This is a genomic window from Nitratireductor arenosus (assembly GCF_009742725.1).
In the GTDB taxonomy this organism is placed as follows: domain Bacteria; phylum Pseudomonadota; class Alphaproteobacteria; order Rhizobiales; family Rhizobiaceae; genus Mangrovimarina; species Mangrovimarina arenosa.
Genome location: NZ_WPHG01000001.1, coordinates 470,001 through 485,699, shown reverse-complemented (window position 1 = coordinate 485,699; position 15,699 = coordinate 470,001). Strand labels below are relative to the sequence as shown.

Below are 15,699 nucleotides of genomic sequence, written 5' to 3'. Positions count from 1 at the left end.
CAATGAACTTCGTTTCGTCCGAGAGAATGGATCAGGTCTTGAAACGCTTCGAGATGATCGAGGCGCAGATGGCCGCCGGCCCCGAGCCGGAGGCCTATGTACGGTTGGCGTCTGAATATGCCGAGCTGGAAAAGCTCGCCGTCGAGATCCGGGCGCTGCGCGGCGCGGAAGCCGAACGCGACGGGCTGGAAACCATGCTTGCCGACACATCGACCGATGCGGAGATGCGCGCGCTGGCCGAGGCCGAACTGCCGGAGATCGAGCAGCGCATCGAGGCGTTGCGGCAGGAGATCCAGATCCTGCTTTTGCCCAAGGACGATGCCGACGACAAGAACGCGATCCTGGAGATCCGGGCGGGGACGGGTGGCGACGAGGCGGCGATCTTCGCCGGCGACCTGTTTCGCATGTACGAACGCTACGCCGCCGGTCGCGGCTGGCGCGTCGAGCTCGTCTCGGCGAGCGAGGGCGATGCCGGCGGCTACAAGGAAATCATCGCCACGGTATCGGGCAAGGGGGTATTTTCGCGCCTCAAATTCGAATCCGGCGTGCACCGTGTGCAGCGGGTTCCCGAAACCGAGGCGAGCGGTCGCATCCACACATCGGCGGCCACCGTGGCCGTGCTTCCCGAAGCCGAGGAAATCGATGTCGAGATTCGCAACGAGGATATCCGTATCGACACGATGCGTGCCTCCGGAGCCGGTGGCCAGCACGTCAACACCACCGATTCGGCGGTACGGATAACGCATCTTCCGACTGGAATCATGGTGATGCAGGCGGAAAAGTCACAACACCAGAACCGCGCCCGCGCCATGCAGTTGCTGCGCGCCAAGCTGTTCGACATCCAGCGGACAAAGGCGGCCGATGAGCGCTCCGAATCGCGGCGATTGCAGGTCGGGTCGGGCGATCGCTCGGAGCGGATCCGTACCTATAATTTTCCGCAGGGCCGGGTGAGCGATCACCGCATCAACCTGACGCTCTACAAGCTCGACCGGGTGATGGAGGGCGATCTCGACGAGATCATCGACGCGCTGATATCCGATCATCACTCCGCGCTCCTGGCCGACATGTCGCAGGATGGCTGAAGACGATAGCCCGGCGTCGGCGCCCGATCTTGGCACGGTTCTGGCCGAAACCCGCCGCCGCCTGGCCGGTGCGGGGATTGGCGAGGCGGCGCTCGACGCCAGGCTGATCGTCGAACATTTTTCCGGCACGCGGCGCATCGACGCGCTGCGCGATCCCGCTTTGGGTCTCGACGCGCTGACCGTCGGGCGTATCGAGGACGCGGTCGGACGGCGGCTGGCCGGGATGCCGGTCCACCGCATTCTCGGCTATCGCGAATTCTACGGTCTGCGGCTCGACCTGTCGCCGGAGACGCTGGAACCCAGGCCGGATACCGAAACGTTGGTCGAGGCGATGCTGCCGGACCTTGCCGGGATCGCCGCGCGCAAAGGGGCATGTTCCATCCTCGATCTCGGCACCGGGACGGGCGCGGTTGCGCTTGCGCTGCTGAGCGCGCTGCCGCAAGCGCGCGCGAGCGGCGTCGATTTGTCGGCCGGGGCGGTGAAGACCGCGACCGAAAACGCCGGCCGCCTCGGACTGGACGGGCGGTTCACGGCATTTGTTTCGGACTGGTATCGGGATGTGATCGGTGTTTTCGATGCAATCGTGTCCAATCCTCCCTACATCACGACTGTGGAGATGAGGGCCCTGCCGGTGGAAGTTGCCGGGCACGATCCCCATCTTGCGCTTGATGGCGGTCCCGACGGCCTCGACGCCTATCGCGTCATCGCGGCGGGCGCCGGCGGGCATCTCGATCGCGAGGGGCTTGTCGGCGTGGAAATTGGCAGCCGGCAAAAAGCCGATGTCGCGGCCGTGTTCGCGGCCCAAGGCCTGCGGCTGCGATCGGTGGCGCGCGATCTGGGCGGCCACGATCGGGCGCTGGTGTTTGGCTTTTAGGACGCCGTTTTGTGCCGTGCGAAAAAATACTTGGCAATGGTGACGAATATCGCTAGTTTCCGGCCACCGGATGAGACGAAGCAGGCAGTGCTGTATCGGTTCGGTTCCAATGGAAACAAGCTGCCAATCGCGTGACGCGAAAGCGCTTCGTGTGGGGATCGTTCGGCCAGGTAGCGCAACCGAAAGCGAGTTGGCAGCCAGCGGCCGAACGGCGGTAGCTCGCCCATGCTCGATGGTAAGGCGGTCGCGACAAAGAGCGAAACCGCGTTCCCCTGTGTTCACGATGATTGCAAAAAAGAGAAGCGGATGAGGCCACAACAGCAGAATAGGCGTATGCGCGGTCGCAACAACAACAACCGCAAAGGCCCCAATCCTTTGACCCGGTCCTACGAAAGCAACGGCCCGGACGTGAAAATCAGGGGGTCCGCGCAACAGGTTGCCGACAAATACACGACGCTGGCGCGGGACGCGCAAAGCGCCGGCGACCGGGTGATGGCCGAGAACTATCTGCAGCATGCCGAACATTACAACCGCATCATCGCGGCCGCTCAAAGCCAGTCGGCGCAAAACAACGCTCCCCGCGACCAGCGCGACGATTTCGACGACGACGACGCGGATGAGCGTCAGGGCAATCAGAACAATGCACCGGCGCAAACGTCGGCCGACAACCAGTCCAGGGCAACGCATGACGGCCAGCAGGACGAGCGGTCCCCGTCGCCGCGCGGCGGCGCCAAAGATGACGGTTCGGGGCCGCAACCGGTGATCGAGGGCACGCCGGTCGAGGTCGCGATCGAGCAGGAAACGATGAAGACGGCCGCGGACAAGCCCAAGCGGTCGCGTCGCGCCAACGGTTCGCCCGCGGCCGAGGAAGCCGGCAAGGATGGCGAGGAGGCGGCGCCGCGTCGCGCCCGTCGGCCGCGCCGCCCACGCGCGAGCGATGCCGAAACCGCCGATGCGGCCGCGCCGGTCAAGGCGCGCGCCGAAGACGAGGCGCAGGCGGCGTCCGAAGACGGTCAGGGCGACCTGCCGCTGCCCGCAGCGGCGCAATAGCCGGGCGCTGCGTCGGCTCCGTGATGTTGGAAGGCGGCGTTCGCGCCGCCTTTTTTCGTTGGGCATCGGTTTCGACTGTTTTTCTGACACGAAGTCCGCACGTTAGCCGCTTGAGTGCGGTGGTCCGCATACCCATATCGGATGCGAAGGGGTTCGCTTCTTGAGAAGGGACCCGTCACCTCAACCGATCCGGGGCCGCGCAGGCGGGCCGGCAAGGAAACGGAGACGCAGATGAACGTGGAAAAATATTCCGAGCGGGTGCGTGGTTTCATCCAGTCCGCTCAAACGATGGCGCTGTCGCGCAATCACCAGCAATTCACCCCCGAACACATGCTCAAGGTCCTGGTCGACGACGAGGAGGGCCTCGCCGCCTCGTTGATCGAACGGGCCGGCGGACGGGCGCAGGACGTGCGGCTCGCCGTTGACGCGGCGCTGGAAGCCCTGCCGCGCGTGGAAGGCGGCAACGGCCAGCTCTATCTCGCCCAACCGCTCGCCAAAGTGTTTTCCACCGCCGAGGAACTGGCAAAGAAGGCTGGCGACAGTTTCGTCACCGTCGAGCGGCTGCTGACCGCGCTGGCGATCGAAAAGTCCGCCAAGAGCGCCGACATCCTGGCCAAGGCCGGGGTGAGCGCGCAGGCGCTGAACCAGGTCATCAACGATATCCGCAAGGGGCGCACCGCCGATTCAGCCAATGCCGAGCAGGGTTTCGACGCGCTGAAGAAATATGCGCGCGATCTGACGGCGGATGCGCGTGCCGGTCGGCTCGATCCGGTGATCGGGCGCGACGACGAGATCCGCCGCACCATCCAGGTCCTGTCGCGGCGCACCAAGAACAATCCCGTGCTGATCGGCGAGCCCGGCGTCGGCAAGACGGCGATCGCCGAAGGCCTGGCGCTCAGGATCGTCAATGGCGACGTGCCCGAATCGCTCAAGGACAAGCGCTTGATGGCGCTCGACATGGGCGCGCTGATCGCCGGCGCGAAATATCGCGGCGAGTTCGAGGAGCGGCTGAAGGCGGTGTTGTCGGAAGTTACCGCCGCCGAAGGCGAGATCGTGCTGTTCATCGACGAGATGCACACGCTGGTCGGCGCCGGCAAGGCCGACGGGGCGATGGACGCATCCAACCTGTTGAAGCCGGCCCTGGCGCGCGGCGAATTGCACTGCGTCGGCGCTACCACGCTCGACGAATACCGCAAGCATGTCGAAAAGGACGCCGCGCTGGCGCGCCGTTTCCAGCCGGTGTTCGTCAACGAGCCGGCGGTGGAGGACACGGTGTCGATCCTGCGCGGGCTGAAGGAGAAATACGAGCAGCACCACAAGGTGCGCATCTCCGATTCCGCGCTGGTCGCGGCGGCGACGCTGTCGAACCGCTACATCACCGACCGTTTCCTGCCGGACAAGGCGATCGATCTGGTCGACGAGGCCTCGTCGAGGCTCAGAATGCAGGTCGATTCGAAGCCCGAGGCGCTCGACGAGATAGACCGGCGCATCATGCAGCTCAAGATCGAGCGCGAGGCTTTGAAACTGGAAAAGGACGACGCCTCCCGCGACCGGCTCGACCGGCTCGACAAGGAATTGTCCAAGCTCGAGGAGGAATCGTCCGGGCTGACGGCGACCTGGGCGTCGGAAAAGGAAAAGCTCGGCCTGGCCGCCGATCTCAAGCGCCAGCTCGACGAGGCCCGCAACGCACTCGCCGGCGCTCAGCGCAAGGGCGAATTCCAGAAGGCCGGTGAACTGGCTTATGGCCTGATCCCGGATCTGGAGCGAAAACTCGCCGAAGCGGAGACGCGTGACGAGACCGGGTCGATGGTTGAAGAAATCGTCACGCCGGACCATGTCGCGCATATCGTGTCGCGCTGGACGGGCATCCCCGTCGACAAGATGCTGGAAGGCGAACGCGACAAGCTGTTGCGTATGGAGGATGAACTCGCCAGGCGTGTCGTCGGCCAGGGCGAGGCGGTTCAGGCCGTGTCGCAGGCCGTGCGGCGCGCGCGCGCCGGGTTGCAGGATCCGAACCGGCCGATCGGCTCGTTCATGTTCCTGGGTCCGACCGGCGTCGGCAAGACCGAACTGACCAAGTCTCTGGCCGATTTCCTGTTCGACGACGAGACGGCGATGGTGCGGGTCGATATGTCGGAATTCATGGAAAAACATTCCGTGTCCCGGCTGATCGGCGCGCCGCCCGGCTATGTCGGCTACGAGGAAGGCGGCGTTCTGACGGAAGCGGTGCGGCGCCGGCCCTATCAGGTCGTTCTGTTCGACGAGATCGAAAAGGCCCATCCCGACGTCTTCAACGTGCTGTTGCAGGTGCTCGACGATGGCCGCCTGACCGACGGGCAGGGCCGCACGGTCGATTTCCGCAATACGCTGATCATCATGACCTCCAACCTGGGGTCGGAGTTCCTGGTCTCGCTTGGCGAGGGCGAGGATGTCGACAAGGTTCGCGATGAGGTGATGGCGGTGGTGCGGGCCTCGTTCCGGCCGGAATTCCTCAACCGCGTCGACGAGGTGATCCTGTTCCATCGGCTGCGCCGGCAGGACATGGGCCGGATCGTGGAGATCCAGCTCGCACGGCTCGAAAAACTGCTCGCCGACCGCAAGATCACGCTCGATCTCGACGACGGCGCGATCGCATGGCTGGCCGAAAAGGGCTACGATCCCGCCTATGGCGCGCGCCCGCTGAAGCGGGTGATCCAGAAGGAGTTGCAGGATCCGCTGGCCGAAAAGATCCTGCTTGGCGATGTCCGCGACGGCCAGACCGTTGCGGTGACGGCAGGCTCCGACCGGCTCACCTTCCGCGCCGGTCCCGCGTCCGTCGACGACGAGGCCGGAGCCGAGGCGGAGGAAGCCGCGGCCTGAATAGCGATCGACCTATCCGGCCCCGGCCTGGTGCCGGGGCGCGACAACAGCGCTCCTCCCCATCGGGGAGGGGCGTTTTTCGTTCGCCGGGGCGTAAGGCGAGGCGGGTGACTGTCGGCACGTTGTCGTACTGATTGATTGTTGACAATCCTACAAAATCATTGAACTCTGAAGACCGTCAATGGGAGCAACGATCATGATCCACCACCTTCAATCCCGGCTGGCGGCCGTCGCTTTGGCGATTGTTGCCATGCTGGCCGTCTCGGCCGCGGCCTTTTCGCAGGAAAAATCGACCTGGGACACGATCCAGGACAATGGGACGCTTCGCATCGGCGTGACGCAGGCGCCGCCGTGGTTCTTCAAGAATCCCGCCACCAACGAATGGACCGGTCTCGGCGTCTCCGTCGGCAATGCGATGGCCGAGGCGCTGAACGTGAAGCTCGAGCCGGTCGAAGTGACCTGGGGTACGGCGGTGTCGGCCCTGCAGGCAGACCAGATCGACGTCATGTTCGTGCTTGACGCCACGCCCCAGCGCGCAGTCGCGGTCAGCTTTCCGGCGCAGCCCTTGCTTTATTACGCGCTGGCGGTTCTGGCCGACGACGAGTTGACGATCGAGACCTGGGACGATCTCAACAAACCGGACATCAAGATCGCCGTGACGCAGGGCACGACAATGGACAGCTACGTCTCCCGGCGCCTGGACAAGGCGGAAATCCTGCGTTTCCCCTCCAACGGCGAAGCGGTCGCCGCCTTCCAGTCGAAGCGCGTCAACGCGGTGTCGCTGTTCCATCCGCCGCTGATTGCGATGCGCCAGAAGATCGGACGCGGCCAGATCGTGCTGCCCAAGCCGATCCGCCAGTCGACCTCGTCGGCCGGCGTGCGCCTGGAAGCCGACACCCGCTTCCGCGACTGGGTGAACACGGCCATTTCCTACTATTACCAGACCGGCCAGACGCAGGAATGGTACGAGCAGTTCCTGACCGAATACGGCGTCGACCCGGAAACGGTGCCGGCGATCCGTCGCGAGGACTGGTAACGCGGCCAAGCGCGGGGCGCTGCGGCGCCCCGTCGCCACGGGCAGGAGGTGACGATGGGATATGAGTGGGACTTTGCGGTGGTTTTCCGCAATTCCGACCTCTTGCTGCTCGGCCTGGTCAACACGCTCAAGGTCACGGGCCTGGCCCTGCTGTTCGGCGTGCCGCTCGGCCTGCTGCTTGCGCTGCTGCGTCTTTACGGCAACCGGGCCGTGCGGCTTCCCGTCGGATTCGTCATCGAATTTCTGCGCACGACCCCGCCAATTGCGCAACTGTTCTGGTTCTTTTTCGCGATGCCGATCCTGATCGGTGTCGAAATCGACCCGTTTCGGGCCTCGGTCTTGACGTTTTCGCTGCAATCCTCGGCATTTTTCGCCGAAGTTTTCCGCGGCGGCATCCAGTCGATCGATTCGGGCCAATGGGAGGCGGCCAAGGCCATCGGCATGAACCGCAACCAAACGCTCGGCCGGATCATCCTGCCTCAGGCTGTCAAACGCATGATCCCGGCGTTCCTGGAACGCGCCATCGAACTGATGAAAACGACGACCCTGGTCAGCACGATCTCCTATGCCGACCTGCTTTACCAGGCCAACAGCATTGCCCAGTCGACCTACCGCACGATCGAGGTCTTCACGGTTGCCGCGGCGATGTATTTCGTCGTCATCCTAGCCTGTTCGATCGCAGTCCGGCGCCTGGAAATACGCCTCGCCCGAAGCGGCGAGACGATCGTGAACTGAGGCGAGCGGCATGGATCACAATTGGGACTTCGCCTCCGTTCTCGCCAATAAGACGCTGCTTTTGATCGGCCTGCAAAACACGCTGATCCTGGGGTCGGTCTGCCTCGTGCTCGGCCTGTTCTTCGGCCTGTTCGTCGGCGCGGCCCGGTTTTCGCGAAAGAGTTGGCTCTATTATCCGGCCACGGCCTTCGTCGAGCTGTTCCGCAACACGCCCGTCCTCGTCCAGATCATGTGGTTCTTCTTCGCGTTTCCGATCATCGCGCCGTTCAGGATCGACGCCTTCACCGCCGCGACGCTGGGCCTGACCCTCAACACGGTGGCGTTTTCGTCCGAGATCTACCGCGCCGGCCTGCAGTCGATCCACAAGGGACAATGGGAGGCCGGAAAGGCGCTGGGAATGAGCTACTGGCAGCAGATGCGCCGGGTGGTGCTGCCGCAGGCCGTGCGCCGGATGCTGCCGGCGTTCATGAACCGGGCGGTCGAACTGTTCAAGATGACCTCGCTCGCCTCGGTGATCGCCTATGGCGAATTGATGTACCAGGCCAAGGTGGTGTCGACGATCTCGTTCAATCCGATCGAAATGTATACCAGCGTGGCGCTGATCTTCTTCCTGGTGCTTTTCCCCGCAACGATCCTGGTGCGCCGCTTCGAGGCGCGCGACACATTCGAACGGTGATGCAATGAAAGAGGTTCTACGGATCGAGGGCTTGCATAAGTCCTTCGCCGAGCTGGAGGTTCTCAAAGGGATCGACCTGTCGGTCGACAAGGGCGAGACCGTGGTGCTCTTGGGGGCGTCCGGCTCCGGCAAGTCGACCCTGCTTCGCTGCGTCAACTTCATGGAAATCCCCACCAGCGGCCGCATCCACCTGGAAGGCAAGGCCATCGGCAGCGCCCGCAACGGCCGCATCGCCTACGGCGAGCGGGAGTTGACGCAGCTCAGGTCGCGCGTCGGCATGGTGTTCCAGCATTTCAATCTGTTCCCCCACATGACCGCGCTTGAAAACGTCATGGAGGGGCCGCGCACGGTGCTGAAATGCGATGCGTCCGAATGCCGGCGCCGGGGCGAGAAATATCTCGACAAGGTGGGTCTCGGCTGGAAGGCCGACGCCTATCCGGCCCAGCTCTCGGGCGGCCAGCAGCAGCGTATCGCGATCGCGCGGGCGCTGGCCATGGAGCCCGAAATCATGCTGTTCGACGAGGCGACTTCCGCGCTCGACCCCGAACTCGTCGGCGAGGTTCTCGAAACGATGAAGGAACTGGCCGAGGAAGGCATGACGATGCTGATCGTCACGCACGAATTGGGATTTGCCTATACCGTCGCCGACAAGGTGCTGTTTCTGTCCGAGGGCAGCATCCTCGAGCAGGGCACGCCCGCCGAGGTGCTGACCTATCCCCGGCAGGACGCCACCAAGAATTTCCTCCGCGGCCACAATATGTTCCGCTTGCCCGAACCCCAGATTGACTGACCCTGACCATGAACACCATCGATCGAATCGACAGCCGCACCACGCACGATGCCGACGAGGACATCCGCAATCGCGATATCAAGATCTACGTCAATGGCGAGATCGTTCCGCGCGACGAGGCCAAGGTCTCGGTCTATGATTCCGGGTTCATGCTCGGTGACGGAATGTGGGAAGGCATGCGCCTTTACAAAGGCAAATGGGCGTTTTTCGATGAACATATGGACCGTTTCTTCGATTCCTGCAAAGCGGTCTCGCTCGATGTGGGCACCGACAGGGCCGGCATTCTGGACGCCCTGACGCGGACGGCTGAGGCGAACGGGATGACCGACGACGTGCATTGCCGGCTGATGCTGACGCGCGGCGTCAAGGCGCGGCCGTTCCAGCATCCGCGCCTGTCGCGGTCGGGCCCCACGCTGGTGATCATCATGGAGCACTCGAAACCCGTCGACAGCCTGCAGGGCAAGGGCATCCGGCTGGCCACCGTTGCCCAGGTGCGCGGCCTGCCAATGTCCCAGGACGCCAAATATAACAGCCATTCCAAGCTGAATTGCGTGATCGCTGCCCTTCAGGCCGAACAGGCCGGCGCCGACGAGGCGCTGATGCTCGACCCGCACGGGTTCGTCAACACCACCAATGCCTGTAATTTCTTCATCGTCCGCCGCGGCGCGGTGTGGACCTCGACCGGGGATTACTGCATGAACGGCGTCACCCGGGCCAAGGTGATCGAGGTGTGTCGCGACAACGGAATCCCGGTTCTGGAGAAGAATTTTTCCCTTTACGAGGCCTATGGCGCCGACGAGGCGTTCTTGACCGGAACATTCGGCGCCCAGACGCCGGTCGCCTCGATCGACGGCAAGCCGATCGGCGACGGCACCCGGCCGGTCATGGCTCGCATCCGCCAGTTGTACAAAGAGCTCGTGGAGCGGAACGTCTCGGACCAGTCGCATGATTGACAACGCGCTGATCAAACCGGTCTCCGACAGCACCTTACGCAGTCGCACGGTCGACCAGATGAAGCTGCTGATCGTCTCGGGCGAGTTGCCGGCGGGCAGTCGGCTCACCGAAACGCGTCTCGCTTCGGCGCTGGGCATCAGCCGGGGGCCGCTGCGCGAGGCGATTCGAGAACTGGTCGATATCGGCCTTCTGGTCAGCAAGCCCTATAAGGGGCTGTTCGTGCGCGAGGTCACGCGCGGCGATCTGGAGGAGATCTACTCGCTGCGCACCGCGCTGGAGCAGTTTGCGTTCAAGGAATGCTGGAGCAAACGGACCCCGGCCGCCCTCACCGATCTGCGCCGGCGCAACGAAGCGCTGGCCGCCACCATAGAGGAGGGGACCAATCCGCTCGGCGCGATCGAGGACGAACTCCATTTGCACAGCTGGTGTTATGAAATGTCGAACCATCAGCTCTTGTTGCAAAGCTGGAACCGGCTGAAGCCGAACCTGCAGTTTTATTTCGCGATGCATCAGCAGGCGCATGCCCGTCGCGGCCCTTCGCGCCAGGCCCACGACACCTATATCCGCCTGGCCTCCGGCAACGATCTCGACGCGATGCTGGACCATCTCGCCGACCATATGCGCCAGGGCCTCCAGACCACGATCGGGTTCATCGAATCCGGCGAGCCGGGCCACGATACCGCGAAGACCAGGTCCCATGTTGTCGACTGACTGGCGCTCGGCTTGCGGACCGGCTCGGTGAACGGCTTGTGCCTGCGCGCCAGTCGAGAGATAGTTCGCCCGAGAGGAGACCGCCCCTGACGCTCGATGAGTATAACGGCTTCTGCGCCGCGCTGCCCGCCACCACCCATGTCGTGCAGTGGGGCGGCGCGCATGTGTGGAAGGTCGGCGGCAAGGTATTCGCCATCGCCGGCTGGAGCGACGGGCGGGACTTCGCCGCCACCTTCAAGGTGTCGGAGCTGGCCTACGAGATCCTGCGCGAACAGCCCGGCTGCCGTCCGGCGCCCTATCTGGCCTCGCGCGGCATGACGTGGATACAGCGGGTTTCGTCCGAGAGCATGGATGATGCGGCGCTGATGGACTATCTCGCCGAAAGCCACCGTCTGGTGGCGCGCAAGCTCCCGAAAAAGACGCAGCAGGCCCTGGGCCTCGATAGGTGATCGATTTTCCCGGCGTGGCGTCTTCCGCCATCTTCATGTCGGGTTCATCTGGAAAAAGCCAGACTGCCGGCCGGATGCCGTGCCCGCATGAAGCGGAGCGATTTGTCGGAGACTGTTTTGTCCATGCCTGGAACGAGCCCCCTTCTCGCCGCCCTTGCCGTCGTTTTTCTCGCGCCACTATCTCCGGCCCTGGCGTCCATGCCGCTGGCCGGGCTTTCCGGCGATGAAAAGCGCTCTGTCGCGGCGCCCGGTCTCCTACTGGCGCAAGGCGGTGATGTCGAGATCTTCTACGATCGGGCGGGCAACCGCGTCATCGTCGACGCTTATACCGGCGAAGTGATCGCGATCGAGCGACCGCGCCGACTGCCCTTGCGCGAACGGTCCCTGCCGCGGCGCGCCGGGCCGAGCGTCAACGACCCCGACGCGTTGGAGCGTTACCGGCGGTATCGCGAGCGCCAGCTCGGGCGGCCGCTGGAGCCGCTGCCGGGCGAGCAGGCGCGCGATTACCGACAGCCCTTTCCCGGCGAGGACGATTTCATCGACCGGCGCCGGTTGCCCGCGATCGGCGAGGACGACGATGTCGCGCGCCGTGAACCGGCTCCCCGGGACCGCTCGTCGGATGGCCCGATTACCGGATCGACGCCGCGCGACGACGGCGGCGTGGAAGCGGGCGCGCGCGGGACGGCGGGCGCGAGCGAGGACGTGGCGAAGTTGCAGGTGCTTCTCGACCGGGCCGGCGTGTCGCCCGGCGTCATAGACGGCCGGATGGGCAGCAATGTGCGCAAGGCGCTGGATGCGCTCGCCGAGATGACGGGCGAGCGGCTCGACCCCACCGATAAGGCGTTGGTCGAGGCCGCGCTCGCCGATACGGGCGGGCCGGCCTTTTCGACCTACACGATCACCGCCGCCGACGCGGCCGGCCCGTTCGTGGCCTCGATCCCCGCCGATTACGGCGACAAGGCCCGCATGGAGCGGCTCGGCTTCACCTCCACCGTCGAGATGCTGGCCGAGCGTTTTCATATGGACGAAAACTATCTGCGCTCGCTCAATCCCGGCGCCGACTTTTCGCGGCCGGGCACCCGGATCAAGGTTGCCGATCCGGGCAAGCCGCGCGCCGGCACGGTCACCCGCATCGTTGCCGACAAGGGACGCGAGCAGGTCAGGGCCTACGACGCGGCGGGCAATCTGGTCGCTGCCTACCCGGCGACGATCGGCTCGACCGATACGCCTTCGCCGTCCGGCACGGTGAAGGTCGAGCGCATCGCCTTCGATCCCGAATACACCTACAATCCCAAAGTCAATTTCAAGCAGGGCGACAACGACAAAGTGCTGACCATTCCGCCGGGTCCGAACGGGCCGGTCGGCACGATCTGGATCGCGCTGTCCAAGCCGACCTACGGCATTCACGGCACGCCGGAGCCGGCCCGCATCGGCAAGACCAACAGCCATGGCTGCGTGCGGCTGACCAATTGGGACGCGCACGAACTGGCCAAGATGGTCACAAAGGGCGTGTGGGTGAGTTTTTCCGAGTAGACCCTCCCATCCGCCCCGGCCGCGGGCCTTGCGCGGGCGTTGCGGCGGCGCGCCCGCCACGCGACCGCCAATTCCGGGTTATTGGGTAGTCGCCGGCTTCCAACTTCGATAGAGCGGATTGGAAGGAAATCCGCCGATGGAAACCCCTGCCCTCGACAACGCCGCAGACGAAACGAGCGCAACGCAGCGGGTGTTCTGCCCGCCGGGCGCCCGCAAATTCGTTCTCGTCTCCGCCATTCTCGCCTCCTCGATGGGCTTCATCGACGGTTCGGTGGTGTCGCTGGCCATGCCGGCGATTCGGGCCGATCTCGGCGGAACGCTGGTCGACGCGCAGTGGATCAGCAATTCCTATATGCTGTTTTTGTCGGCGCTGGTGCTGATCGGCGGCGCGGCCGGGGACGTGTTCGGCGTGCGCAATATTTTCCTGGGCGGCATCGGCCTGTTCATGGCGACCTCGCTGTTCTGCGCGCTCGCGCCCGACACCGACACATTGATCCTGATGCGCGCCCTGCAGGGCGTCGGCGCCGCGCTGATGGTTCCCGGCAGCCTCGCCATCATCGCCAAATCCTACCCGGCCAACGAGCGTGGCGCGGCGATCGGCATGTGGGCGGCCTATTCGTCGCTGACGATGGCTGCCGGCCCGTTCCTCGGCGGCATGCTGTTGTCTTTCGGCGAAGACTGGATGTGGCGCCTGATCTTCGCCATCAATGTGCCGATCGGCCTTCTCACCATCGGCATGCTCGTTGTGCGCGTGCCGCGAGACCGGCCCTCCGAACGCCGCGCGCTCGACATTGTCGGCGCGATCCTGGCGACGGGCGGACTTGGCCTGATGGCCTGGGGGCTGACCGCGCTCGGCCTGCCGCCGGCCGAGCGCGCGGCACCGCCGCTGACGTGGATCGGCGCCGGCGGCGTATTGTTTGTCGCCTTCGTCGTCTGGGAGGGGAGGGCGCCCGCACCCATGGTGAAGCTGGAGCTGTTTCGCTCGAAGGCCTTTTCGGGCGCGAATCTCTACACGCTGGCGCTGTTTTTCGGCTTCGGCGCGGTTCTCTTCTTCCTGCCGATGACCCTGGTGTCGGCCTGGAACGCGGCGGAATGGCAGGCAAGCCTGATGTTTCTGCCGCTTTCGCTGCTGATTGCGGGGCTCTCGGGGCGCGCCGGGCGGTGGGCGGACCGGATCGGGCCCCGCCTGCCGCTGGCGATCGGCGGGTTGCTGGTGGCGCTCTCGTTTTCCGGACTTGCCGCGACCATGCCGCTGCGCCAGATGTGGGTCGTCACATTGCCGGTGCTGACGCTGATGGGACTCGGCATGGCCTTGCTGGTCTCGCCGCTTTCCGCCGCGGTCATGCTGGCCACCCCCGATGAGGATACCGGGCTTGCGTCCGGCATCAACAACGCCGTCGCCCGCGCCGCCGGGCTGATGTCGGTCGCCGCGCTCGGGGCGGTGGCGGGACTGGTGTTCGCGGCGCTGGCCCCGCAGGGCGCGGATGTCGCGTTCGGCGCGCTGCCGCCGGTTCGGCTCGCCGCCGCCGCCGAACTGCAACGCGTCGAGGCCACCAATACGGCCTTTCAGGCGGTCGCGGCGATCGCGGCCGCGCTTTGTCTCGCCGCCGCGATCATCGCCTGGCTGACACAGCCGCACTGGGCCGCCCGCGAGCGCTCCGTCGTCGAAGCGGAGGGACGAGCGGCGAATGAAGGTTTTGGGCGTTAGGAATGGCGCCGACGCGGGTCAGCGACTCGCCAGTTTCAGCGCGTCGCCGGTTTCGTCGGCCAGAAGCGCGTCGATGCGCTCGCGTTCGCGGTTGAAGGCCGCGAGCTCTTCCTTCTTCAGCACGCGCCCGGTCGGCAGACGCACGCGCATCGGATCGACCTTGGTGCCGTTGACGATCAGTTCGTAATGCAAATGGGGCCCGGTCGACAGGCCGGTGGAGCCGACATAGCCGATCACCTGGCCCTGACGGATGCGCGCTCCCGCCCGCACGCCTTTGGCGATCGCGTTCTGGTGACTGTAGGAGGTCTTGTAACCATTGGCATGCCGGATGATGGTCTGGCGGCCGTAGCCGCCGGCCCAGCCGGCCTTTTCGACCTTGCCGTTGCCGGCCGCGATGATCGGGGTTCCGCGCGGCGCAGCCCAGTCGACACCCGTATGCATCTTGCGGTAGCCCAGAATGGGATGGCGACGGCCGCCGAAGCCGGAGCGGAAACGACCGTTGGGCACGGGGTTACGCAACAGGAACTGACGCGCGCTGCGGCCCTCGGCATCGAAATAGTCGACGGTGCCGTCGCTCATCGAGAACCGGTAGAAGGTTCGCGTCGTGTCGCCGAACGTCGCCTTGACGTAGAGCAGTTCGGAATCCTCGGAGGCGGTGTTGTCTTCGTCGGGTTGGGAGAAGAACACCTCGAGCCGGTCCTTCGGTGAGACCCGCGACTGGAAATCGACGTCGGCGGCAAGCAGCTTGACGAGGCGCTGGGTCATTTCGCGCGACATGCCGTAGGAATAGGCGGCGCGGTAGATACCGTCATAAACGCGCGGCAGATCGCCGCGAACGCGCACGACCGGCCGATTCTCGTCGAAGGCGGCCGCGACTTCCGGGTTGTCCTCCGGCGCATCGGCAGGAACGAACTGGTCGCTGTCGTCCACTGCGATGGTCAGGATATGCGTCGCGCTTTCATAGACGCTGGCGCGCATGATCCGGCTTGTCTGCGGCGTCGATTCGATCCCCAGCCGCAAAACCGCACCGGCCTTCAGGTTCGGCGCGTTGAGGATGCGGCTGATCGCATCCGCCATCGCCGTGCCGCTGTCGTCGCCATAACCGGCATCGGCGAATATCTCGGCGACCGGCCGTTCCTGGCGGACAGCGACGATTTCCTCGTTGAAGACCGGCGCGTCGACCTGCGCGTCCTGGAGGGCGACCGACACGTTCTCCTGAACGATACGCACGCCGTAGGACGC

Annotated in this window: 14 protein-coding genes (1 of these 14 cut by a window edge); 13 read left to right on the top strand and 1 reads right to left on the bottom strand. The window is 65.0% G+C overall.

Annotated features, from left to right (window positions below; translation table 11 throughout):
• The first annotated feature begins 2 nt into the window (after positions 1–2).
• The 13 genes from prfA (at position 3) to GN330_RS02210 (ending at position 14,457) form a co-directional block, all read left to right on the top strand.
• A complete protein-coding gene (gene prfA / locus GN330_RS02270; protein ID WP_156710995.1) occupies positions 3–1,082 on the top strand; it encodes a peptide chain release factor 1 in 1,080 nt (359 codons plus the stop codon).
• Positions 1,075–1,956 (top strand): peptide chain release factor N(5)-glutamine methyltransferase, encoded by an 882-nt coding sequence (gene prmC, locus GN330_RS02265; protein WP_156710993.1) that lies wholly within the window; start codon positions 1,075–1,077, stop codon positions 1,954–1,956. Before prfA ends, prmC begins: the two co-directional genes overlap by 8 nt.
• A gap of 306 nt (positions 1,957–2,262) precedes the next feature.
• Positions 2,263–3,006, top strand: coding sequence for a DUF4167 domain-containing protein (locus GN330_RS24065; protein ID WP_156710992.1), 744 nt, complete (start codon positions 2,263–2,265; stop codon positions 3,004–3,006).
• 231 nt (positions 3,007–3,237) lie between these two features.
• On the top strand, positions 3,238–5,865 hold the full coding sequence (clpB, locus tag GN330_RS02255; RefSeq protein WP_156710989.1) for an ATP-dependent chaperone ClpB: 2,628 nt from the start codon (positions 3,238–3,240) through the stop codon (positions 5,863–5,865).
• Positions 5,866–6,061: 196 nt separating this feature from the next.
• Entirely contained in the window at positions 6,062–6,901 is an 840-nt protein-coding gene (locus GN330_RS02250) for a transporter substrate-binding domain-containing protein (RefSeq protein WP_156710987.1), read from the top strand.
• 54 nt (positions 6,902–6,955) lie between these two features.
• On the top strand, positions 6,956–7,636 hold the full coding sequence (locus GN330_RS02245; protein WP_156710985.1) for an amino acid ABC transporter permease: 681 nt from the start codon (positions 6,956–6,958) through the stop codon (positions 7,634–7,636).
• A 10-nt stretch (positions 7,637–7,646) separates the two neighbouring features.
• Positions 7,647–8,312, top strand: coding sequence for an amino acid ABC transporter permease (locus GN330_RS02240; protein WP_156710983.1), 666 nt, complete (start codon positions 7,647–7,649; stop codon positions 8,310–8,312).
• Positions 8,313–8,316: 4 nt separating this feature from the next.
• Positions 8,317–9,102 (top strand): amino acid ABC transporter ATP-binding protein, encoded by a 786-nt coding sequence (locus tag GN330_RS02235; RefSeq protein ID WP_156710982.1) that lies wholly within the window; start codon positions 8,317–8,319, stop codon positions 9,100–9,102.
• A gap of 8 nt (positions 9,103–9,110) precedes the next feature.
• Positions 9,111–10,055 carry an aminotransferase class IV gene (locus GN330_RS02230; RefSeq protein ID WP_156710980.1) on the top strand — a complete coding sequence of 315 codons (945 nt, stop codon included), beginning with the start codon at positions 9,111–9,113 and terminating at the stop codon, positions 10,053–10,055.
• Positions 10,048–10,767: a GntR family transcriptional regulator gene (locus tag GN330_RS02225; RefSeq protein ID WP_156710978.1), complete on the top strand. Its 720-nt coding sequence runs from the start codon at positions 10,048–10,050 to the stop codon at positions 10,765–10,767. Before GN330_RS02230 ends, GN330_RS02225 begins: the two co-directional genes overlap by 8 nt.
• Positions 10,768–10,853: 86 nt before the next feature.
• On the top strand, positions 10,854–11,216 hold the full coding sequence (locus GN330_RS02220; RefSeq protein ID WP_156711899.1) for an MmcQ/YjbR family DNA-binding protein: 363 nt from the start codon (positions 10,854–10,856) through the stop codon (positions 11,214–11,216).
• Between the two features lie 123 nt (positions 11,217–11,339).
• On the top strand, positions 11,340–12,749 hold the full coding sequence (locus GN330_RS02215; RefSeq protein WP_156710976.1) for a L,D-transpeptidase family protein: 1,410 nt from the start codon (positions 11,340–11,342) through the stop codon (positions 12,747–12,749).
• Positions 12,750–12,885: 136 nt separating this feature from the next.
• Entirely contained in the window at positions 12,886–14,457 is a 1,572-nt protein-coding gene (locus GN330_RS02210) for an MFS transporter (protein WP_156710974.1), read from the top strand.
• A gap of 18 nt (positions 14,458–14,475) precedes the next feature.
• On the opposite strand, the gene GN330_RS02205 is transcribed toward GN330_RS02210, so the two are convergent.
• Positions 14,476–15,699: the 3' portion of a M23 family metallopeptidase gene (locus GN330_RS02205; protein ID WP_156710972.1), read on the bottom strand. Its footprint extends 714 nt past the window's final position; only the last 1,224 of its 1,938 coding nucleotides appear in the window; its start codon lies beyond the right edge, outside the window; the stop codon is at positions 14,476–14,478.